Origin of the sequence: Streptomyces sp. NRRL B-24085 (assembly GCF_001282115.1) — a bacterium.
Classification (GTDB): domain Bacteria; phylum Actinomycetota; class Actinomycetes; order Streptomycetales; family Streptomycetaceae; genus Streptomyces.
In genome coordinates this window covers 1-21,185 of sequence record NZ_LJBR01000416.1, presented here as the reverse complement: position 1 = coordinate 21,185, position 21,185 = coordinate 1, and the positions used below count along the sequence as shown (strand labels likewise).

The window sequence follows — 21,185 nt, the reverse complement described above, 5'->3', positions numbered from 1 at the left end:
GGGGGAACGGATGTCAGAGGAGCGGGGCACAGGGACCGACGGGGACGGCGAGCCGGAGAAGGAGGCGCCGGCGCCGATGCCGAAGCGCCGCCGCCGGCTCCGCCCGGCAGCGCTCGGGCTCGCGCTGGTCATCCTCGTCCCCTTCCTTTCCGTCGCCGTCGCCCTCCGCCTCAACTACGCCGGCGACCCCGCCGACGGCACCCGCACCCGCCACAAGGACGCGGTCTGGCTCGGTCACGCCTGGGTGGACGGCCGGAAGACCGACGCCGACGTCGGTGCCCTCGCCCGGCGCCTCCGCGACATCGGCATCCGGGACCTGTACGTCCACGCGGGGCCCCTGGAGCACGACGGCACGCTGCCCGCGTCGGCGTACCCGAGGGCGGCCTGGCTGATCGGCGCCGTGCACGAGGCGGCCCCCGGCATCCGCGTCCAGGCGTGGCTCGGCGACAAGCTCGCCACCGAGAGCCCGGACGGCATGCGCCTCGCCGACGCGGACACCCGGGCCGCCGTGGTGCGGTCCACCCGGCAGGTCCTCGCCACCGGGTTCGACGGCGTCCACTTCGACCTGGAGCCCCTGCACTCCGGCGACGAGCACTACCTCGACCTCCTCGACGCCCTCCACCGGGTCACCGGTGTGCGGGGCGTCCCGCTCTCGGTCGCCGCCCACCAGATCGACCCGCTGCCCGCGCTGCACTCCGTCGCGGGGACGCTCGCCGGGCACCCCAAGTGGTGGTCGCAGGCCTTCTTCGGCCAGGTCGCGCGCCGGGTCGACCAGATCGCGGTGATGTCGTACGACACGAGCACCCCGCTGGAGAGCCTGTACGGCGGTTACGTGGCCCAGCAGACGTCCCTGGCCCTGGAGGTCACTCCCGGGTCCACCGACCTGCTGATGGGCCTGCCCTTCTTCCACGAGAACAAGCTCGGCCACCGGGCCGCGGCGGAGACCGTCCCCGCCGCCGTCCGGGGCGTGCGCCTCGGACTCTCCCGCACGGACGCGGACCGCGCGAACTTCGGAGTGGCGCTGTACGTCGACTTCGCGGCCACGGAGGGGGACTGGGCGGCGTACGAGCGGGACTGGGTGCGCTGAAAACCACGGGCGCCCAGCGGCTCCCCCTGGGAACATCCCCCGAATGACCGCCACCCGCAGACACCTCACCCGCACCGACCTCGCCCCCCTCGCCCGCGCCGCGACCGGACGCACCCTCACCGGAGTCACCCGACTGCGCGGCGGCACCAGCAAGGGCGTCTACCGGCTCGCCCTCGACGACGGCAGGAGCGTCGTCGCCTACGTCTGGTCCGCCGACGAGGACTACTGGGACTCGGGCCCCTCCGACCCCCGCGACCCCTTCTCGTCCGGCACGGGCCGGGACGTCTTCACCGCCGCGCACGACCGCCTGGTCGCGGCCGGTGTGCGCACGCCCCGGCTGCTGCACACCGACACCGGCCGGGACGCCGTGGTCGTCGAGGACCTGCGGGGCGGCAGCCTGGAGAGGGCGCTGGAGCGGGACCCGGCCCTCGGACGTGCCGCGCTGGAGCGACTCGCAGGGGAACTGGCGGCGCTGCACGCCCAGCAGGGCCCCGCCCTCGGCAAGGTCGGACTCGTCGACGGCGGCGGTACCTCCGTGCCGGCTTCGGCGGCCCGGCGCGTCACCGACGGCGCCCTGCGCGACATCGCGGAGGCCGCCGCGAGGGACGGACGGATCGCCGCCGTACGGGAGGAGGCCGAGGAGGCCGTGCGGCGGCTGGCCGAGGCCGTGCGGCCCCGGGACCGGCACGTCCTCGTCCACGGCGAACTCGGCCCCGACCACGTCCTGTTGGACGACCGGGGGCGGCCGGCGCTCATCGACGTCGAGGGACTGATGTACTTCGACGTCGAGTGGGAGCACGTCTTCCTGCGGATCCGCTTCGGCCCGCACTACGACGTCCTGCGCGCCCCCGGCCTGGACGAGGACCGGATGCGCCTGTACCGCCTCGCCATGCGTCTGTCCCTGGTCGCGGGGCCCCTGCGCCTGATCGAGGGCGACTTCCCGAACCCCGGGTGGATGCGGGAGATCGCGGAGCACAACCTCGGCGAGGCGCTCACTCTGCTGAGGAGCGCCTCCTGATCTTCGAGCCCAGCCACACCAGCGGGTCGTACTTGCGGTCGACGGCCCTTTCCTTCAGCGGGATCAGCGCGTTGTCCGTGATCTTGATGCCCTCGGGGCACACTTCCGTGCAGCACTTGGTGATGTTGCAGTAGCCGAGCCCGTGCTCGTCCTGGGCCGTCTTCTTGCGGTCCAGGCCGGACTCCTCCGCCGCGTCCAGCGGGTGCATGTCCAGCTCCGCCACCCGCATGAGGAAGCGCGGGCCCGCGAACGCCGTCTTGTTCTCCTCGTGGTCGCGCACGACATGGCAGGTGTCCTGGCACAGGAAGCACTCGATGCACTTGCGGAACTCCTGCGAGCGGTCCACGTCCTCCTGCATCATCCGGTACTCACCGGGACCGAGGTCGGCCGGCGGCACGAACGCCGGGACCTCACGCGCCTTCCGGTAGTTGAAGCCGACGTCCGTGACCAGGTCACGGACGACCGGGAAGGCGCGGAGCGGAGTGACGGTGATCGTCTCGCCCTCGGTGAAGACCGACATGCGCGTCATGCACATCAACCTCGGCCGCCCGTTGATCTCCGCCGAGCACGAACCGCACTTGCCGGCCTTGCAGTTCCAGCGGACGGCGAGATCGGGCGCCTGGGTGGCCTGGAGACGGTGGATGATGTCCAGGACCACCTCGCCGTCGTTGACCTCGACCTTGAAGTCCTCCAGGCCGCCGCCCCGCACATCGCCCCGCCACACCCTGAAGTGGGCCGTGTAGCCGCTCATTCGTACAGCTCCTCTTCGGCGAGGTACTTGACCAGCTCCTCCTTGTCGAAGAGGGCGAGCAGGTCGGCGCGGATGGGTTCGGTGGTCTCCCGGGCGAGGTCGATCTGGCCCCGGACGGGGTCGGTCGCCGCCAGCCCGCCCGTGGGGTCGGTCAGCCGGCACAGCAGGTTGATCCGGCGCCACTCGCGGTCCATCGCCGGATGGTCCTCGCGGGTGTGGCCGCCGCGCGACTCGGTCCGCTCCAGCGCGGCCCGTGCCACGCACTCGCTGACCAGCAGCATGTTCCTGAGGTCCAGCGCGAGGTGCCAGCCCGGGTTGAACTGCCGGTGCCCCTCGACCCCGGCCCGCCGGGCCCGTACCCGGAGCTCCGCGAGCTTCTCCAGGGCCTGCTCCATCTCGCCCTCCCGGCGGATGATGCCGACCAGGTCGTTCATCGCCTGCTGGAGCTCCTGGTGCAGGGTGTACGGGTTCTCCGGGGGCCCTGCGGCGGGCTCGGCGCCCTCCGCCGAGAACGGCCGCAGCGCCTCGGCCGCCGCCGCGTCGACCTGGGTCTCGTCCACGGCGGGCCGTGCCGTGGAGGTCGCGTACTCTGCCGCGTGCCAGCCCGCCCGGCGCCCGAACACCAGCAGGTCGGACAGGGAGTTGCCGCCGAGCCGGTTCGAGCCGTGCATGCCGCCCGCGACCTCACCGGCCGCGAACAGTCCCGGCACCCCGCGTGCCGCCGCCGTGTCCGACTCGACCGCGATGCCGCCCATCACGTAGTGACAGGTCGGCCCGACCTCCATCGGCTCGGCCGTGATGTCGACGTCCGCCAGCTCCTTGAACTGGTGGTACATCGAGGGCAGGCGGCGGCGGATGACCTCCGCCGGCATCCGCGTGGACACGTCCAGGAAGACCCCGCCGTGCGGGGAGCCGCGGCCCGCCTTCACCTCGGAGTTGATCGCGCGGGCGACCTCGTCGCGGGGGAGCAGCTCGGGGGGACGCCGGTTGTGGTCCGGGTCCTCGTACCAGCGGTCGCCCTCCTCCTCCGACTCGGCGTACTTCTCCTTGAAGACGTCCGGGACGTAGTCGAACATGAACCGCTTGCCCTCGGAGTTGCGCAGCACCCCGCCGTCGCCGCGGACCGACTCGGTGACGAGGATGCCCTTCACCGACGGGGGCCAGACCATGCCGGTCGGGTGGAACTGCACGAACTCCATGTTCAGCAGGGGCGCGCCCGCGAGCAGCGCCAGCGCGTGCCCGTCGCCGGTGTACTCCCAGGAGTTCGACGTCACCTTGAAGGACTTGCCGATGCCGCCGGTCGCGATCACGACGGCCGGGGCCTCCAGGACGAAGAAGCGGCCGGTCTCTCGGTCGTAGGCGAAGACGCCCGAGACCCGGCTGCCGTCCTTCAGCACCCGGGTGACCGTGCACTCCTGGTAGACCTTCAGGCGGGACTCGTAGTCGCCGGTCTCCCGCTTGTCCTCCTGCTGGAGCGAGACGATCTTCTGCTGGAGGGTGCGGATCAGTTCGAGGCCGGTGCGGTCGCCGACGTGGGCGAGGCGCGGGTACTCGTGGCCGCCGAAGTTGCGCTGGGAGATCCGGCCGTCCTTGGTGCGGTCGAACAGGGCGCCCCAGGTCTCCAGCTCCCAGACCCGGTCCGGGGCCTCCTGGGCGTGCAGCTCGGCCATCCGCCACTGGTTGAGGAACTTCCCGCCGCGCATGGTGTCGCGGAAGTGGACCTGCCAGTTGTCGTTCGCGTTGGCGTTGCCCATGCTGGCCGCGATACCGCCCTCGGCCATCACGGTGTGCGCCTTGCCGAACAGCGACTTGCAGATCACCGCCGTACGGGCGCCGCGCTCGCGGGCCTCGATGGCGGCGCGCAGGCCCGCGCCGCCGGCGCCGACCACGACGACGTCCCACTCCTGACGGTCGACCACGGACATCAGAAAAACCTCGGATCGTCGAATGCGCCGGAGGCGACCAGGAAGACGTAGAAATCGGCCAGCGCCACGCTCACCAGCGAGGCCCAGGCGAGCTGCATGTGCCGGGCGTTCAGCTTCCCGACGAACTGCCAGGCCCGGTAGCGCACGGGGTGCCGGGAGAAGTGCCGGAGCTTGCCGCCGACGATGTGCCGGCAGGAGTGGCAGGAGAGGGTGTACGCCCAGATCAGCACGATGTTGACCAGGAACACCAGGGTGCCGAGGCCCATGTGGCCCCAGGCGTAGTGCTCGTCGCGGAAGGCGAGCACGGTGTCGTAGGTCAGGATGCCGGCGACCAGGATCGCGGCGTAGAAGAAGTACCGGTGGATGTTCTGCAGGATCAGCGGGAAGCGGGTCTCACCGGTGTACTTCTTGTGCGGCTCGGCCACCGCGCAGGCCGGCGGGGACGCCCAGAAGCCCCGGTAGTAGGCCTTGCGGTAGTAGTAGCAGGTCAACCGGAAGCCGAGCGGGAAGATCAGGATGATGATGGCGGGGGAGATCCCCCACCAGCCGCCGAAGATCTCCCAGTTGGGGCCGTGGCGCATGGGCGCGCAGCGCTCGGCCAGGCAGGGGGAGTAGAACGGCGAGACGTACGGGGCCGCGTAGTAGTCCATGTCGGCGAAGGCCCGCCAGGTCGAGTACACGATGAAGGCGAGCAGCCCGGCCGCCGTGGCCGCGGGCGCCAGCCACCAGCGGTCGGTGCGCAGGTGCGGGGCGTCGATCGCGGCGCGCGTACCGCCGCGTACGCCGCCGCTCACGGTATGGGATTCGGTGTCGGGGGGTTCCGTACCAGTGGCCAACGCTTGACTCCGGTCGGGTTCAGGGGGCTCGGCGGTCGCGGGCGCCGAGTCCCTCGTCGTCCGAGTCCGTCCACAGGGTGTTGTCGTACGGGGTGTCGGAGATGGAGACGAGATCCGGGCGGCGGGCCTTGGCGAGCGCCGGGTCGGTCTCCCGCAGCAGGGCCAGGCTCTCGCGCAGGCGGTCGGCGTCGAGCCGCACGCGGCGCATCTCCAGGCCGCTGCTGCCGAGCTGCTGCTCCAGACGCTTGACGTACCTGAGCACTTCGTCGAGCGAGCGCTGGGCCGCAGCCAGTTCGTCGTTCACGGACATGACGTGACCTCACTTCCGTGGGCGGGGATGCCCTGGACGGGAACGGTCATGCGCCTGCGAGTGTTGCGCGTCACACCTGCCGGTGTGAAGGGACGTGCATGGATTGGCGGATCGTGTGCCTCCGTGCGCGCCCCTCGTGCGCCGTCGATTGCGCCGCACGGGTGGGCTTCCCGGTTGTTGTCGCCGTGTCGCCGTCCGTTGCCGAACCCTTTCCTCTTCAGTGGCCGCATAGATGTGATCAGCTCCATATACCGCCAAGAGTGATCATAACGCCCGCGGCTCCCGGAGGTAAGCAGAGATGTCCCACAACGGCGTCGCCCTGCGCGCGGTCACGCGCTCGGTCGGCTTCCTCACCGCGGGCGCGCTCGCGGTGACCGCCCTCTCCGGGTGCAGTTCCGAGGAGAAGAGGAGCAAGCCGCTCGCGGAGCAGGACATCGCGCCCGCCGCCCGCGACCGGGTAGCCGACGGCGGCACCCTGCACTGGGCCGTCGACGCCGTCCCCGAGACCCTGAACACCTTCCAGGCGGACGCGGACGCGACCACCACCACTGTCGCCCAGGCCGTGCTGCCCTCGATGTACCGGCTCGACGCGAACGGGCGGCCGCAGGTCAACCCCGACTACCTGGAGTCGGCCGAGGTCGTCGAGACCGAGCCCCGCCAGGTCGTGCTGTACAAGCTGAACCAGCAGGCCGTGTGGAGCGACGGCCGGGAGATCGGCGCCGCCGACTTCGCCGCCCAGTGGCGTGCCCTGTCCGGCAAGGACTCCGCGTACTGGACCGCCCGCAACGCCGGCTACGAGCGCATCCAGAAGATCGAACGCGGCAAGAACGACCTGGAGGTCCGGGTCACCTTCGCGCGGCCGTACGCCGACTGGCGCTCGCTGTTCTCGCCGCTGTACCCGAAGGACGTCATGGGCACCCCGGACGCCTTCAACGACTCCGCCCGCAAGAAGCTCAAGATCACCGCCGGTCCCTTCCAGGTGAAGAAGGTCGACCACAAGGAGGACGAGGTCACCCTCACCCGCAACGCGCGCTGGTGGGGCCACCCCGCCAAGCTGGACGGGATCGTGCTGCGGGCCGTACCGCGCGACGAGCGGACCGCCGCGCTGGCTGCCGGCGCGATCGAGCTCGCCGAGATCGACCCCGAGGCCCTCGACCGCATCAGCCTCGCCGCCCGCGCGGGAGTGGAGACCGGCAGCAGTCCGGTCGCGGGCCCGGGCGGCCTGCCCGCCCACCGCTCCGACAGCAACCTGGGAGCCGCCGACGCGCTGCGCTCCTGGGCCGACGCCCATGAGGACGACCAGGACGACCCGGACGACCAGGACGACGAGGACGGGGACGGGGAGCTCAGCGCCCGGCAGAAGGAGCGCAGGGCACTCGCCGCCCAACGGCGCGAGCAGGCGGCGCTGAAGAACTTCGAGGTCCGCAAGTCGCTGGAGCCCGCCTACACCCAGCTCGCCCTCAACGGCGCCTCGGGCCCGCTCGCCGACGAGCGGGTGCGCCGGGCGGTGGCCCGCGCCATCGACCGCAAGGCGCTGGCCGGAGCGGTCCTCTCCCCGCTCGGGCTGCCCGCCGTGCCGGTCGGCAGCCACCTCGCGCTCTCCGGCCAGGACGCCTACGCCGACAACAGCGGCGCACTCGGCGGCCAGGACGCCGAGGAGGCCAGGGCGCTGCTGGCGGACGCCGGGTGGGTGCCGGGCGGGCCGGTCGAGAAGGAGAAGAAGAAGGGCGACAAGGCGGCGGGGACCGAGGGCCGGAAGGCCGGACGGGACTCCGAGCAGGACTCCGAGCGGGACTCCGACGGCGAGAAGGCCGGACAGGACTCCGAGAAGGGGGACGACGGGACCTACGTCGTCGGTGAGGACGACAAGAGCGACGACAAGGACCCGAAGGACCACCGCGGCGGCGACGGTCCGCAGCACCTCGCCCAGGACGGCAAGCAGTACGCGAACAAGCTGAGGCAGGGTGGCGCGCCGGGGGCGTACGCCCCCAGGGGCACGGCGGCTCCGGCCGACACGGCGACGAAGGTCCTGGCCAAGAACGGCAAGGCGCTCACCCTGCGGTTCGTGCTCCCGTCCGGGCCGGGGTCCGAGACGCTGCGCACGGTGGCCGGGCGGATCTCCGCGATGCTGGAGAAGATCGGCATCCGCACCGAGATCTCCAAGGTCTCCGACGAGAGCTACTTCAAGGACCACATCGCGTCCGGGCAGTACGACCTCGCGCTGTACTCCTGGCCCGCGTCCGCCTTCCCCGCCACCGACGCCCGCCCCATCTTCGCGAAGCCGGTGCCGGCCGCGGACGGGTCGCTGAACGTCGAGCAGAACTACACCCGGGTCGGCACGGACCAGGTGGACCAACTGTTCGACGAGGCCGTCGGCACGCTGGACGAGGGCAGGAGCCGGAGCCTGATCCGCAAGGCCGACTCCCGCATCTGGGCCGCCGCCGGATCCATCCCGCTGTACCAGCGGCCCCAGCTCACGGCCGCGAAGAAGGACGTGGTGAACGCCGGTTCCTTCGGCTTCCAGACACCGGTCTACGAGGACATGGGCTTCCTGGAGAAGGGGGCGAAGGGGCCGGCCGCCCCCCAGCGGGGCTGAGCCCGGCGAGCCCCCACCCATGAGGCAACGTACGATGGGGTGAGGCCGTGGCATGTTGAGCCCGGCAGGGTCCGCGTAACACAGACGTACGCGTCGGCCTTCCTCACACTCCAGGAGTACGCCTTCATGGCCACGCGCCACGACATCCGCAACGTCGCCATCGTCGCCCACGTCGACCACGGCAAGACGACCATCGTCGACGGAATGCTGAAGCAGGCCGGTGCCTTCGCCGCCCATCAGCTCGACTCGGTCGACGACCGCATGATGGACTCGAACGACCTGGAGCGTGAGAAGGGCATCACGATCCTCGCCAAGAACACGGCGGTGAAGTACCACCCCAAGGACGGGGGGGACGTCATCACCATCAACATCATCGACACCCCCGGCCACGCCGACTTCGGCGGCGAGGTCGAGCGCGGCCTGTCGATGGTGGACGGTGTCGTCCTCCTCGTCGACGCCTCCGAGGGCCCGCTCCCGCAGACCCGCTTCGTGCTGCGCAAGGCCCTCCAGGCCCGGCTGCCCGTCATCCTCTGCATCAACAAGACGGACCGCCCGGACGCCCGGATCGACGAGGTCGTCAACGAGACCTACGACCTCTTCCTCGACCTGGACGCGGACGAGGAGCAGATCGAGTTCCCGATCGTCTACGCCTGCGGCCGCGACGGCATCGCCTCGCTGACCAAGCCGGAGAACGGCACGGTCCCCGCCGACTCCACCAGCCTGGAGCCGTTCTTCTCCACGATCCTCCAGCACATCCCGGCCCCGACCTACGACGAGGAGGCCCCGCTCCAGGCGCACGTCACCAACCTGGACGCCGACAACTTCCTCGGCCGTATCGCGCTGCTCCGCGTCGAGCAGGGCGAGCTGCGCAAGGGCCAGACGGTCGCCTGGATCAAGCGTGACGGCACGATCAGCAACGTCCGGATCTCCGAGCTGATGATGACCGAGGCGCTCACCCGCAAGCCCGCCGAGAAGGCCGGCCCGGGTGACATCTGCGCGGTCGCCGGTATCCCCGACATCATGATCGGCGAGACCCTCGCGGACACCGAGAACCCGATCCCGCTGCCGCTGATCACGGTCGACGAGCCCGCGATCTCGATGACCATCGGCACCAACACCTCGCCGCTGGTCGGCCGCGGCGGCACCGGCAAGGGCGCCGACGCGAAGTCCGCGGTCAAGGACCGCAAGGTCACGGCCCGTCAGGTCAAGGACCGTCTGGACCGCGAGCTGATCGGCAACGTCTCGCTGCGCGTCCTGGACACCGAGCGCCCCGACGCCTGGGAGGTCCAGGGCCGTGGTGAGCTGGCGCTCGCCATCCTGGTCGAGACCATGCGCCGGGAGGGCTTCGAGCTGACCATCGGCAAGCCCCAGGTGGTCACCAAGGAAGTCGACGGCAAGGTGTACGAGCCCGTCGAGCGCATGACCATCGACGTGCCCGAGGAGCACATGGGCGCGGTCACGCAGCTCATGGGCGTCCGCAAGGGCCGTATGGACAACATGTCGAACCACGGCTCCGGCTGGGTGCGCATGGAGTTCGTGGTGCCCTCCCGCGGCCTGATCGGCTTCCGTACGGAGTTCCTGACCCAGACCCGCGGCACCGGCATCGGGCACTCCATCCACGAGGGCTTCGAGCCCTGGTTCGGGACCCTCCAGACCCGCAACAACGGCTCGCTGGTCGCCGACCGCTCCGGTGCCGTCACCGCCTTCGCGATGACCAACCTCCAGGAGCGCGGTGTGCTCTTCGTGGAGCCCGGCACCGAGGTGTACGAGGGCATGATCGTCGGCGAGAACTCCCGCGCCGACGACATGGACGTCAACATCACCAAGGAGAAGAAGCTCACCAACATGCGGTCGTCCACGGCCGACGTGTCCGAGTCGATCGTCCCGCCCCGCAAGCTCTCCCTGGAGCAGTCCCTGGAGTTCTGCCGCGACGACGAGTGCGTCGAGGTGACCCCGGAAGCGGTGCGCATCCGCAAGGTCAACCTGGACGCCCGCGAGCGCGCCCGCGCCGCGAGCCGCGCCAAGCACGGCTGACCCGACCGCCGACGAGCGTCGGCAGCCCGGTTCTCCGACACGCGGGGAACCGGGCCTTCGGTGTGCCCGCGAAAGCCTGTCCGCGATCTATGAGACACCGTCCGGATATCGGTAAGGGCCCGATCGTGTTTCGGACATGTGAACCGAAATCCATTGCGGTATGTCCGTTTTGACGGTCTGTCGTCTCACGTGTCAAGCGCGACCAGGTGTCAATCTTTGCAATTTTTCCTCAAAATATGGTCGGTAGGGAGATCCCTATGTCTTCCGCCCTTGACGCGCGTTGAACACTTTGGCGAAAGTTCCCCCAAACCACAGAACCTGCCGGTATCTGTGCTGCGCTCAACTCTCCAACCCCCCGGGGGAAGTACACACATGACCAGTCCAGTCGCCTTGGACCCCGAGCTCGAGTCGAACGCCGAGCCTGTCAAGGCCGAGCAGAAGCTCGAGGGTCGTTCTCCCGGCCAGTTGATGTGGCAGCGCTTCAAGCGCGACCGTACCGGTGTCATCTGCGCCGTGGTAGTGATTTTGTACTTCGTGATCTCGCTGCTCGCGCCGCTGCTGGTCAAGCTGAGCGGGACCGACCCGTACACGCTGTACGGCCAGGACCCGACCTACGCGGACAAGCCCATCCTGGACCAGTTCGGTCTGCCCCTGGGCTACTTCGGCGGCATCTCGGGAGACCACTGGTTCGGCGTGGAGCCGCAGTACGGCCGCGACCTGTTCGCCATGCTCGTGTACGGCATGCGGACGTCGCTGTTCATGGCGCTCGGTGTGACCGTCCTGCTGATGGTCACCGGCGTCATCATCGGTCTGATCGGCGGCTACTTCGGCGGCCGTACCGACTACTGGATCGGCCGGGTCACCGACTTCTTCCTGTCCTTCCCGCAGCAGCTCTTCTTCATCGCCTTCATGCCCGTGGTCACCGCGTTCTTCGTCGACCCGCGGGAGGAGACCCCCACGTACTTCCGCGCACTGGCGATGCTGATCGTGCTGTGGCTGCTGGGCTGGATGGGCATGGCGCGCCTCGTGCGCTCCACCGTGCTGTCCCTGCGGGAGAGGGAGTTCGTCGAGGCCGCCAAGGTCTCCGGCGCCTCCCCCTGGCGGATCGTCCGCAAGGAGATCCTGCCGAACGTGGTGACGCCGATCCTGGTGCAGTTCACGTACCAGTTGCCCAGCACCATCCTCACCATCGCCTTCCTTTCCTTCGCCGGAGTCGGGTTCGTCGAGCCGACCCCGGACTGGGGACGACTGTTCGCCGCCGCTGCCAACTACACCGAGCAGGACCCGGCGTTCCTCTTCTTCCCCGGCCTGGCGCTGGTGATCTTCGTTCTGGCCTTCAACCTCCTCGGAGACTCGGTCCGGGACGCCTTCGACCCCAAGTCCGGGCGGTAACTCGTCCATTGGTGGGGGGTGGCTGCCGCCCCCGCGTCGGCCTACCAGCCGCGTCAGGCAGTACTCATGGATAACAACCGACAGGTAGGTATTCGCCTCATGAAGCCCATCAGTTCGCGCAGAGCGCGCGCCGTCGTCGTCGCCCTCGCGGCCGGTTCCCTGGCTCTCACGGCCTGCTCCAAGAACGAGGGCGGCGACTCCGGTACCGACTCGAAGAAGGACCAGAGCGAAGCGTCGGTCCAGTCCAAGGCGGTCACCTACGCCGACGCCGCGGGCTCGACCGGTCCGGCCGAGGAAGTCCCCGGCGCCAAGCCCGGCGGCACGATCAACGTCTACCAGGAGGCGGGCGTCTCGCACCTGGACCCGGGCCAGATCTACGTCTCCGACGCGGGCCAGGTCGCCAACCTGCTCTTCCGTCGTCTGACGCAGTTCAAGGAGGACGGCAAGGGCGGCGTCTCGGTCGTCGGCGACCTCGCCACCGACTCGGGCAAGTCCTCGGACGGCGGCAAGACCTGGACCTTCACGCTGAAGGACGGCGTCAAGGACCAGAACGGCAACCCGATCACGTCCGCCGACGTCCGCCACACCGTCGAGCGCCAGTACGCGAGCTTCATCTTCGACGGCCCGACCTACCTGCAGACCTGGCTGAGCGGCGCGGACTACCGCAAGGCGCTCCCGGACGGCGGCTTCGGCAAGAAGCACCTGCCGGCCTCGGTCCTGGACACCCCGGACGACAAGACGGTCGTCTTCCACTTCGACACCGCGCGTCCGGACCTGCCGCAGACGCTGGCCATGGCCGGCTACGCGATCGTCCCGGAGAAGACGGACACGAAGGCGGCGTACGACAAGGCCCCGGTCGCCACCGGCCCGTACAAGATCGTTTCGAACAAGGTGGGCAAGGAGCTCGTCCTCGCCAAGAACACCAACTGGGACCCGAAGACCGACTCCGTCCGCCACCAGTACGCGGACAAGTTCGACTTCCAGTTCGGCATCACCGAGTCCACCCAGACCAAGCGTCTGATCGCGGACCAGGGCGCGGACAAGAACGCCATCCAGTTCACCGGCGGCGTCGAGTCCACGCAGATCCAGGACGTCATCGGCAACCCGGCCGTCAGCAAGCGCACGGTCAAGGGCTACCAGCCCTACGTCATGCAGCTGACGTTCAACCTCGACCGGGTCAAGGACATCAAGGTCCGCCAGGCCATCACCTACGCGGTCAACTCCAAGTCCCTCATCGCCGGTGAGGGTGGCGCGTACGGCGGCGACGTGGCCCCGAACTACTTCGCCCCGACCCTGCCGGGCTACGAGCCCAACTACGACCCGTACGGCCGTCTGAAGATGCCGCAGGGCAACATCGCGAAGGCCAAGGAGATCCTCAAGACGGTCCCCGCGGCCGAGAAGAAGGTCGTCTTCGCCTACGCCAACAGCGAGGCGGGCCAGAAGCGCAAGGTCGCCATCGAGGACGCCCTGACCAAGGTCGGCTTCGACGTCGTCTCCAAGGAGGTCGACGCGGCGAGCTACTACGAGCAGATCGGCAAGCTGAAGAACCCGTACGACATCTACATCACGGGCTGGGGCCAGGACTGGCCGTCGCCGGGCACGGTCATCACGCCCATCTACGACGGCAGCCAGGTCGCCGACGGTTCCTCGAACTACTCGCACGTCAAGGACCCGAAGGTCGACGAGCTGATCAAGAAGGCGCTCTCCCAGGACCCGACCGCGGCTGCCGCGACCTGGAAGGAAGCCCAGCACTACCTGCTGGAGAAGGTCATCCCGGCTGCCCCGCTCTGGTACACCAAGCAGTTCCAGCTCTCCGGCTCGAACATCGGCGGTGCCCGCTACGGCTCGGTGTCCAGCCTGATCGACATCACCCGCCTGTACGTCAAGTCGTAACTCTCTACGGCTGATCGCGGGGGCGCGCACCAGGCGGAGCGCGCCCCCGCACCTCCGTGAATCCTCCCCACCGTCTCCGCAGAGAGCAGCCCTCCCGCCATGTTTCAGTTCATCGTCCGGCGCACAGTCGGTGCCCTGGTCACCCTGTTCCTCATCGGCGCCGCTTCGTTCTTCCTGTTCGTCGCCGCGCCTTCCGACTACGCCTCTCTGGCCTGTGGCAAGGACTGCTCTCCTGCGAGACTGGAGGACATCCGCCAGGCTCTCGGTCTCAACCTGCCGATCCACCAGCAGTTCTGGGACTTCATGTCCGGCATCGTGCTGGGCCGTGACTTCCCGACCGGGCACTGCAGCGCGCCCTGCCTCGGCCAGTCGTTCTACTCGGGCGACATGGTCTGGTCGACCATCATGGACCGCTTCCCGACGACCCTGACGCTCACCGCGGGCGGTGCCGTCGTCTTCGTCGTCGTCGGTGTCGGAGCCGGCATGCTCGCCGCCTACCGGCGCGGCACGCTGGTCGACAAGGTCGCCACCGGTGTGTCCATGGTGCTCAGCTCGTTCCAGATCTACGTGCTCGGCCCGATCGTCCTGCTGATCTTCGTGTACAGCACGGGCTGGATGGACAACCCCGCGTACCACCCGATCACCCAGGACCCCTGGAAGTGGTTCACCGGGATGCTCCTGCCGGTCCTCGTGATGGCCACCATCTTCACCGCGCAGTACACGCGTATGTCGCGCTCCTCGATGATCGAGCAGCTCGCCGAGGAACACGTCCGCACCGCCCGCGCCAAGGGCATGTCGCAGAAGTACGTGTTCTTCCGCTACGCCTGGCGCGGCTCGATGATCCCGATCGTCACCGTCCTCGGCATCGACATCAGCGCCATGCTCGGCGGCGCCGTCGTCACCGAGCTGACCTTCTCGCTCCAGGGGATCGGCCGCCTGGCCGTGGACGGCGCGGTCCACAAGGACCTGCCGCTCACCTTGGGCGTCCTGCTGTTCGGTGCCTTCTTCATCCTGATCGTCAACATCCTCACCGACATCGCGTACGCCCTCATCGACCCGCGCGTCCGTCTCTCCTAGGAAGAACGAACCACCGTGACCACACTGACCAAGACCGAGGACGCCCCGGCCCCTTCCGGCTCGGACAGCTTCCTCTCAGTGCGCGATCTGAAGGTGCAGTTCTCCACCGAGGACGGCATCGTCAAGGCTGTGGACGGCCTGTCCTTCGACGTCGAGCGCGGCAAGACCCTCGGCATCGTCGGCGAGTCCGGCTCCGGCAAGTCCGTCACCAACCTGACGGTCCTGGGCCTGCACAACCCGCGCAACACCACCGTCGACGGCGAGATCGTCCTCGACGGCAAGGAACTCGTCACCGCCACCGAGCGGGAGCTGGAGCAGCTCCGCGGCAACAAGATGGCGATGATCTTCCAGGACCCGCTGACCGCGCTGTCGCCGTTCTACACGGTGGGCCGCCAGTTGTCCGAGCCGTTCATGAAGCACCGCGGCGCCTCCAAGAAGGAGGCGAAGGACCGGGCGGTCCAGATGCTGGAGAAGGTCGGCATCCCGCAGCCCAAGACGCGCTTCGACGACTACCCGCACCAGTTCTCCGGCGGTATGCGCCAGCGCGCCATGATCGCCATGGCCCTGATGTGCGACCCCGAGCTGCTGATCGCCGACGAGCCGACCACCGCGCTGGACGTCACCGTGCAGGCCCAGATCCTGGACCTGCTCAAGGACCTCCAGCAGGAGTTCGGCTCCGCGATCGTCTTCATCACCCACGACCTGGGCGTCATCTCCAACATGGCCGACGACCTGCTGGTGATGTACGCCGGCCGGGCCGTGGAGCGCGGCAGCGTCCGCGAGGTCATGCGCGCGCCCCGCCACCCCTACACCTGGGGTCTGCTCAGCTCGATGCCGCGGCTGGACAGCGACGTCAACGAGGAACTGGTGCCGATCCCCGGCTCCCCGCCCTCGCTGCTCAACCCGCCCTCGGGCTGCCCCTTCCACCCGCGGTGCGCCTTCAAGGACGAGGTGCCCGGCACGCTCTGCACGGACTCGCGGCCTCCGCTGGGCGAGGGACGCGCCTCCGCGTGCCACCTGACGGCGGAGCAGAAGCAGACCATCTTCATCGACAAGATCCAGCCCCGGCTGCGCTAGGGAGAACCGAGACATGAGCGACAACCTCACCCTCCCCGCCCAGCAGGGTTCCACCGGGACCTCGACCGAGGAGCTCCTCAAGGTCGAGGGCCTGGCCAAGCACTTCCCGATCTACGGCGGCTTCCCGATCAAACGCAAGGTCGGCGCCGTCCAGGCCGTCGACGGTGTGGACCTGACGGTCGGCGTCGCCGAGAGCGTCGGCCTGGTCGGCGAGTCCGGCTGCGGCAAGTCGACGACCGGCCGGCTGATCACGCGGCTCCTGGAGCCCACCGCCGGCAAGATCACGTACTCCGGCCAGGACATCACGCACGCCTCGCGCAGGCAGCTGGCGCCGGTGCGGTCCGAGATCCAGATGATCTTCCAGGACCCGTACTCCTCGCTCAACCCGCGGCAGACCGTCGGCGCCATCATCAAGTCGCCGATGGAGGTCAACGGGATCGAGCCGCAGGGCGGCCGGGAGAAGAAGGTCCGGGAGCTGCTGGAGCTCGTCGGCCTCAACCCGGAGCACTACAACCGTTTCCCGCACGAGTTCTCCGGCGGTCAGCGCCAGCGCATCGGCGTGGCCCGCGCGCTCGCCCTGAACCCCAAGCTGATCGTGGCCGACGAGCCGGTCTCCGCGCTCGACGTGTCCATCCAGGCGCAGGTCGTCAACCTGCTCAAGAAGGTCCAGGACGAACTCGGCATCGCGTTCCTGTTCATCGCCCACGACCTGGCCGTCGTACGGCACTTCTCGCAGCGCGTCGCGGTGATGTACCTCGGCAAGGTGGTCGAGGTCGGCGACCGGGACTCGATCTACAACCGGCCCCGGCACCCGTACACCCACGCGCTGCTCTCCGCCGTCCCCGAGGTCGAGCTGGACGACGAGGGCGACGGCCGGGAGCGGATCCGGCTCTCCGGTGACGTCCCCTCGCCGATCCACCCGCCGTCCGGCTGCCGCTTCCGCACCCGGTGCTGGAAGGCGCAGGACAAGTGCGCCACGGACGAGCCCCCGCTGGTCCAGATCTCCGGCAACACGGCCGGCCACCTGACGGCCTGCCACTTCCCGGAGGACCCGACCACGGAGGCCCGCGACGAGGACGTGATCATGGATCCCGCCCTGAAGGCCCTGGAGGACGCGGCGGAGCCGACGACCGACAAGAACTGACGACGGTTCAACACCCCGGCCGGGGGCGGAGGCGCTGTGCCTCCGCCCCCGGCCGTCGTTCGACGCGGTGCCGCCTCGTGACCGAAGTCCCGGGGCACCCCTCGGCCCCCCAAAGGCCTACCCAGGCGTGCGGAACGTCCCTCTTGACACGATATTGGCCGGTAACGGATCAGTCTTGAGGAGGCACTCCATGCGTGGAGCCACGCACGCCAGATGGGCCGCTTGCGCGGCGGCGGTAGCCCTCGCGGCGACGGCCTGCGGCGGTGGGGACAGCGGCAGCGACAGCGGTGGCAGCAGTGACGGCGGCGCCGTGCTCAGCTCGTCGTGGGGCGACCCGCAGAACCCGCTGGAACCGGCCAACACCAACGAGGTGCAGGGCGGCAAGGTCCTCGACATGATCTTCCGCAGCCTGAAGAAGTACAACCCGGAGACCGGCAAGGCCGAGGACATGCTCGCCGAGAAGATCGACACGAGCGACTCGCAGAACTTCACGATCACCGTCAAGGACGGCTGGACCTTCAGCAACGGTGAGAAGGTCACCGCCAAGTCCTTCGTGGACGCCTGGAACTACGGCGCCTCCCTCAAGAACAACCAGAAGAACGCCTACTTCTTCGGCTACATCGACGGATACGACAAGACCCACCCCGAGGACGGCGGCAAGCAGACCGCCGACACCCTCTCCGGGCTCAAGGTCACCGGTCCGAGGACCTTCACCGTCAGGCTCAACCAGAAGTTCTCGACCTTCCCCGACACCCTCGGCTACCCGGCCTACGCCCCCCTCCCGCAGGCGTTCTTCAAGGACCACGCGGGCTGGCTGAAGAAGCCGGTCGGCAACGGGCCGTACACCATCGAGTCGTACACCAAGGGCTCGCAGATGGCCCTGAAGAAGTGGGACGGCTACAACGGCCCCGACAAGGCCCAGAACGGCGGCGTGACCCTCAAGGTCTACACCGACAACAACACCGCCTACACCGACCTCATGGCCGGCAACCTCGACCTCGTCGACGACGTCCCCGCCGCCCAGCTCAAGAACGCCAAGAACGACCTGGGCGGCCGGTACATCAACACCCCCGCCGGCATCATCCAGACCCTCGCCTTCCCGTTCTACGACAAGAACTGGAACAAGGCCGGGATGGAGAAGGTCCGCACCGGCCTGTCCCGCGCGATCAACCGCGACCAGATCACCGAGACGATCTTCCAGAAGACCCGCACCCCGGCCACCGACTGGACCTCCCCGGTCCTCGGCAAGGAAGGCGGCTTCCAGGACGGGCTGTGCGGGGACGCCTGCGACTACGACCCCGCCGCGGCCAAGAAGCTGATCCGGGAGGGCGGCGGCCTCCCCGGCGGCGGCATCAAGATCACCTACAACGCGGACACCGGCTCCCACAAGCAGTGGGTCGACGCCGTCTGCAACTCCATCAACAACGCCCTCGACAACGACAAGGCGTGCGTCGGCAACCCGGTCGGCACCTTCGCCGACTTCCGCAGCCAGATCACCGCGAAGAAGATGAGCGGCCCCTTCCGGGCGGGCTGGCAGATGGACTACCCGCTCATCCAGAACTTCCTCCAGCCGCTCTACTACACCAATGCCTCCTCCAACGACGGCAAGTGGTCCAACAAGGACTTCGACAAGCTCGTCAACGAGGCCAACGCCGAGACCGACACCGGCAAGGCCGTCGAGAAGTTCCAGCAGGCCGAGGGGGTCGTACGGGACAACATGGCCGCCATCCCGCTCTGGTACCAGAACGGCAGCGCGGGCTACTCCGAGCGGCTCTCGAACGTGAAGCTCAACCCGTTCAGCGTTCCCGTCTACAACGAGATCAAGGTCGGCTGACCCCGCCATGGGACGGTACGTCGTCCGGCGCCTGCTCCAGATGATCCCGGTGTTCGTCGGGTCCACCCTGCTGATCTTCCTCATGGTGAACGTGATGGGCGACCCCATCGCGGGCCTGTGCGGTGACAAGCAGTGCGACGCGGCGACGGCCGCCCAGCTCAAGCGGGAGTTCGGCCTCGACAAGCCCGTCTGGCAGCAGTACCTGACCTACATGGGGAACGTCTTCACCGGCGACTTCGGCACCGCGTTCAACGGCCAGAAGGTCACCGAGCTGATGGCGACGGCGTTCCCCGTGACCATCCGGCTGACCATCGTCGCGATCCTCATCGAGATCGTCATCGGCATCACGCTGGGCGTGATCACCGGACTGCGGCGCGGGCGGCCCGTCGACACCTCGGTCCTCCTGCTCACCCTCGTCGTGATCTCCATCCCCACCTTCGTCACCGGTCTGCTGCTCCAACTGCTCCTCGGTGTCCAGTGGGGCTGGATCAAACCGTCGGTCTCCACCGACGCCGGCTTCGACGAGCTGATCGTGCCGGGCCTGGTCCTCGCGTCCGTGTCACTGGCGTACGTCACCCGGCTGACCCGCACGTCCATCGCGGAGAACAGGCGCTCCGACTACGTCCGCACCGCGGTGGCGAAGGGGCTGCCCAGACAGCGGGTCATCGTGCGGCACCTGCTGCGCAACTCGCTCATCCCCGTCGTCACCTTCATCGGCACCGACATCGGCGCCCTGATGGGAGGTGCGATCGTCACCGAGCGCATCTTCAACATCCACGGCGTCGGCTACCAGCTCTACCAGGGCATCCTGCGCCAGAACACTCAGACCGTGGTCGGCTTCGTCACCGTCCTGGTCCTGGTGTTCCTGGTGGCCAACCTGCTCGTCGACCTCCTGTACGCCGTTCTCGACCCCAGGATCCGCTATGCCTGAGCCCCAGGAACCAGAGGGTGCGATCGCCGCGACCGGAATGGGCGGCGCGATGGACCTCGCCGTGAGCGAGGCGAACACCCTGGAGAAGGGCCCCGACGGTCCGGGCCCGCAGGACAGACCCCGCTCCCTGTGGTCCGACGCCTGGCGCGACCTGCGCCGCAACCCCGTCTTCATCGTCTCCGCCCTGGTGATCCTCTTCCTGGTCGTCATCTCCCTGTGGCCGTCCCTGATCGCGTCGGGCAACCCGCTCAAGTGCGACCTCGCCAAGGCCCAGGAGGGCTCCCAGCCGGGGCATCCCTTCGGCTACGACGGCCAGGGCTGCGACGTCTACACGCGCACGGTGTACGGCGCCCGTACGTCCGTGACGGTCGGCGTCTGCGCCACGCTGGGCGTCGCGATCCTCGGGTCGGTCCTCGGCGGCCTGGCAGGGTTCTTCGGAGGCTTCTGGGACTCGGTCCTGTCCCGCATCACCGACATCTTCTTCGCGATCCCCGTGGTCCTCGGAGGGCTGGTGCTCCTGTCGGTCGTCACGAGCAACACGGTGTGGCCGGTCATCGGGTTCATGGTGCTGCTCGGCTGGCCGCAGATCTCCCGCATCGCGCGCGGCTCGGTGATCACCGCCAAGCAGCACGACTACGTCCAGGCGGCCAGGGCGCTCGGCTCCTCCAACTCCCGTCTCCTGCTGCGCCACATCACCCCGAACGCGGTCGCCCCGGTGATCGTGGTGGCGACCATCGCCCTCGGCACGTACATCTCGCTGGAGGCGACCCTGTCGTACCTCGGCGTGGGCCTCAAGCCCCCCACGGTCAGCTGGGGCATCGACATCTCGGCGGCCTCCGCCTACATCCGCAACGCCCCCCACATGCTCCTCTGGCCCGCCGGAGCCCTCGCGATCACGGTCCTCGCCTTCATCATGCTCGGCGACGCGGTCCGCGACGCCCTCGACCCGAAGCTGAGGTGAGCGGACGTGGTGGTGCGCGTGGAGGAGAGGCATGCCGGGACGGGTCGCCGGCCGGTGCGGGCGGGACGGGTGAGGGGCCCGCTGGGACGGTCCGCGCGCCCCGGCGGGCCGGGCACCACCGCGCCCGCGTTCCGTCCGCGCGGCGGCCCGCGGGTCCTCGACGCGCCTCCTCGGCCGTCCGGCCTGCGCTCCCTCGGCCTTCCCGGCGGCGGACCCGCCGGACGCGCGGCCGCCCTCGGCGAACGGACGCCGGTCCTGCCGGGAGCCCGGCGGGACCCGCGCCTCCTCGGCCGGGTGCGTTCCGGTGGCGGTCAGGCGT

Annotated in this window: 16 protein-coding genes and 1 pseudogene; 13 read left to right on the top strand and 4 right to left on the bottom strand. The window is 69.1% G+C overall.

Annotated elements, in window-relative coordinates:
- The first annotated feature begins 10 nt into the window (after nucleotides 1–10).
- Both AOJ26_RS35180 and AOJ26_RS35175 read left to right on the top strand, forming a co-directional pair.
- Nucleotides 11–1,087: a hypothetical protein gene (locus AOJ26_RS35180; protein ID WP_234358752.1), complete on the top strand. Its 1,077-nt coding sequence runs from the start codon at nucleotides 11–13 to the stop codon at nucleotides 1,085–1,087.
- 43 nt (nucleotides 1,088–1,130) lie between these two features.
- Complete coding sequence (locus tag AOJ26_RS35175) at nucleotides 1,131–2,105, top strand: phosphotransferase family protein (RefSeq protein ID WP_053852423.1); 975 nt, start codon at nucleotides 1,131–1,133, stop codon at nucleotides 2,103–2,105.
- On the opposite strand, the gene AOJ26_RS35170 is transcribed toward AOJ26_RS35175, so the two are convergent.
- Genes AOJ26_RS35170 through AOJ26_RS35155 form a run of 4 tightly spaced genes read right to left on the bottom strand, consistent with a single transcriptional unit; the run spans nucleotide 2,080 to nucleotide 5,927 of the window.
- On the bottom strand, nucleotides 2,080–2,856 hold the full coding sequence (locus AOJ26_RS35170; RefSeq protein WP_053852422.1) for a succinate dehydrogenase/fumarate reductase iron-sulfur subunit: 777 nt from the start codon (nucleotides 2,854–2,856) through the stop codon (nucleotides 2,080–2,082). The two genes, AOJ26_RS35175 and AOJ26_RS35170, sit on opposite strands and share 26 nt — an antisense overlap.
- Nucleotides 2,853–4,781 carry a fumarate reductase/succinate dehydrogenase flavoprotein subunit gene (locus AOJ26_RS35165; protein WP_053852421.1) on the bottom strand — a complete coding sequence of 643 codons (1,929 nt, stop codon included), beginning with the start codon at nucleotides 4,779–4,781 and terminating at the stop codon, nucleotides 2,853–2,855. Before AOJ26_RS35165 ends, AOJ26_RS35170 begins: the two co-directional genes overlap by 4 nt.
- A complete protein-coding gene (locus AOJ26_RS35160; RefSeq protein WP_053852420.1) occupies nucleotides 4,781–5,617 on the bottom strand; it encodes a hypothetical protein in 837 nt (278 codons plus the stop codon). Before AOJ26_RS35160 ends, AOJ26_RS35165 begins: the two co-directional genes overlap by 1 nt.
- A gap of 19 nt (nucleotides 5,618–5,636) precedes the next feature.
- The gene (locus AOJ26_RS35155) at nucleotides 5,637–5,927 is read right to left on the bottom strand and encodes a hypothetical protein (RefSeq protein ID WP_053852419.1); all 291 of its coding nucleotides are present in this window, start codon (nucleotides 5,925–5,927) and stop codon (nucleotides 5,637–5,639) included.
- Between the two features lie 298 nt (nucleotides 5,928–6,225).
- Between AOJ26_RS35155 and AOJ26_RS35150 the strand changes: the two genes are divergently transcribed.
- From AOJ26_RS35150 to AOJ26_RS44695, 11 genes and pseudogenes are all read left to right on the top strand, one after another.
- Nucleotides 6,226–8,523 (top strand): ABC transporter family substrate-binding protein, encoded by a 2,298-nt coding sequence (locus AOJ26_RS35150; RefSeq protein WP_053852418.1) that lies wholly within the window; start codon nucleotides 6,226–6,228, stop codon nucleotides 8,521–8,523.
- 126 nt (nucleotides 8,524–8,649) lie between these two features.
- Complete coding sequence (gene typA / locus AOJ26_RS35145) at nucleotides 8,650–10,557, top strand: translational GTPase TypA (protein WP_053852417.1); 1,908 nt, start codon at nucleotides 8,650–8,652, stop codon at nucleotides 10,555–10,557.
- A 372-nt stretch (nucleotides 10,558–10,929) separates the two neighbouring features.
- On the top strand, nucleotides 10,930–11,949 hold the full coding sequence (locus AOJ26_RS35140; protein WP_053852416.1) for an ABC transporter permease: 1,020 nt from the start codon (nucleotides 10,930–10,932) through the stop codon (nucleotides 11,947–11,949).
- A 99-nt stretch (nucleotides 11,950–12,048) separates the two neighbouring features.
- The gene (locus AOJ26_RS35135) at nucleotides 12,049–13,842 is read left to right on the top strand and encodes an ABC transporter substrate-binding protein (protein ID WP_053852415.1); all 1,794 of its coding nucleotides are present in this window, start codon (nucleotides 12,049–12,051) and stop codon (nucleotides 13,840–13,842) included.
- A 99-nt stretch (nucleotides 13,843–13,941) separates the two neighbouring features.
- Nucleotides 13,942–14,919 carry an ABC transporter permease gene (locus AOJ26_RS35130; RefSeq protein WP_053852414.1) on the top strand — a complete coding sequence of 326 codons (978 nt, stop codon included), beginning with the start codon at nucleotides 13,942–13,944 and terminating at the stop codon, nucleotides 14,917–14,919.
- Between the two features lie 15 nt (nucleotides 14,920–14,934).
- The gene (locus tag AOJ26_RS35125) at nucleotides 14,935–15,996 is read left to right on the top strand and encodes an ABC transporter ATP-binding protein (protein ID WP_053852413.1); all 1,062 of its coding nucleotides are present in this window, start codon (nucleotides 14,935–14,937) and stop codon (nucleotides 15,994–15,996) included.
- A 13-nt stretch (nucleotides 15,997–16,009) separates the two neighbouring features.
- Entirely contained in the window at nucleotides 16,010–17,140 is a 1,131-nt protein-coding gene (locus tag AOJ26_RS35120; RefSeq protein WP_053852412.1) for an ABC transporter ATP-binding protein, read from the top strand.
- A gap of 190 nt (nucleotides 17,141–17,330) precedes the next feature.
- A complete protein-coding gene (locus AOJ26_RS35115) occupies nucleotides 17,331–18,974 on the top strand; it encodes a peptide ABC transporter substrate-binding protein (protein ID WP_053852411.1) in 1,644 nt (547 codons plus the stop codon).
- A 7-nt stretch (nucleotides 18,975–18,981) separates the two neighbouring features.
- Nucleotides 18,982–19,905 (top strand): ABC transporter permease, encoded by a 924-nt coding sequence (locus AOJ26_RS35110; RefSeq protein WP_053852410.1) that lies wholly within the window; start codon nucleotides 18,982–18,984, stop codon nucleotides 19,903–19,905.
- Nucleotides 19,898–20,866, top strand: coding sequence for an ABC transporter permease (locus AOJ26_RS35105; RefSeq protein WP_053852409.1), 969 nt, complete (start codon nucleotides 19,898–19,900; stop codon nucleotides 20,864–20,866). The genes AOJ26_RS35110 and AOJ26_RS35105 overlap by 8 nt, the downstream gene beginning before the upstream one ends.
- A 6-nt stretch (nucleotides 20,867–20,872) precedes the next feature.
- Nucleotides 20,873–21,185, top strand: a pseudogene (locus tag AOJ26_RS44695) (hypothetical protein); the annotation flags it as partial.

Excerpts from the sequence above, each read along its gene's own strand:
- typA (WP_053852417.1), top strand. The coding sequence starts at position 8,650 with ATGGCCACGCGCCACGACATCCGCAACGTCGCCATCGTCGCCCACGTC.
- AOJ26_RS35130 (WP_053852414.1), top strand. The coding sequence starts at position 13,942 with ATGTTTCAGTTCATCGTCCGGCGCACAGTCGGTGCCCTGGTCACCCTG.
- AOJ26_RS35120 (WP_053852412.1), top strand. The coding sequence starts at position 16,010 with ATGAGCGACAACCTCACCCTCCCCGCCCAGCAGGGTTCCACCGGGACC.
- AOJ26_RS35165 (WP_053852421.1), bottom strand. The coding sequence starts at position 4,781 with ATGTCCGTGGTCGACCGTCAGGAGTGGGACGTCGTCGTGGTCGGCGCC.
- AOJ26_RS35135 (WP_053852415.1), top strand. The coding sequence starts at position 12,049 with ATGAAGCCCATCAGTTCGCGCAGAGCGCGCGCCGTCGTCGTCGCCCTC.
- AOJ26_RS35150 (WP_053852418.1), top strand. The coding sequence starts at position 6,226 with ATGTCCCACAACGGCGTCGCCCTGCGCGCGGTCACGCGCTCGGTCGGC.
- AOJ26_RS35155 (WP_053852419.1), bottom strand. The coding sequence starts at position 5,927 with ATGTCCGTGAACGACGAACTGGCTGCGGCCCAGCGCTCGCTCGACGAA.
- AOJ26_RS35105 (WP_053852409.1), top strand. The coding sequence starts at position 19,898 with ATGCCTGAGCCCCAGGAACCAGAGGGTGCGATCGCCGCGACCGGAATG.
- AOJ26_RS35140 (WP_053852416.1), top strand. The coding sequence starts at position 10,930 with ATGACCAGTCCAGTCGCCTTGGACCCCGAGCTCGAGTCGAACGCCGAG.
- AOJ26_RS35175 (WP_053852423.1), top strand. The coding sequence starts at position 1,131 with ATGACCGCCACCCGCAGACACCTCACCCGCACCGACCTCGCCCCCCTC.
- AOJ26_RS35115 (WP_053852411.1), top strand. The coding sequence starts at position 17,331 with ATGCGTGGAGCCACGCACGCCAGATGGGCCGCTTGCGCGGCGGCGGTA.
- AOJ26_RS35110 (WP_053852410.1), top strand. The coding sequence starts at position 18,982 with ATGGGACGGTACGTCGTCCGGCGCCTGCTCCAGATGATCCCGGTGTTC.
- AOJ26_RS35180 (WP_234358752.1), top strand. The coding sequence starts at position 11 with ATGTCAGAGGAGCGGGGCACAGGGACCGACGGGGACGGCGAGCCGGAG.
- AOJ26_RS35170 (WP_053852422.1), bottom strand. The coding sequence starts at position 2,856 with ATGAGCGGCTACACGGCCCACTTCAGGGTGTGGCGGGGCGATGTGCGG.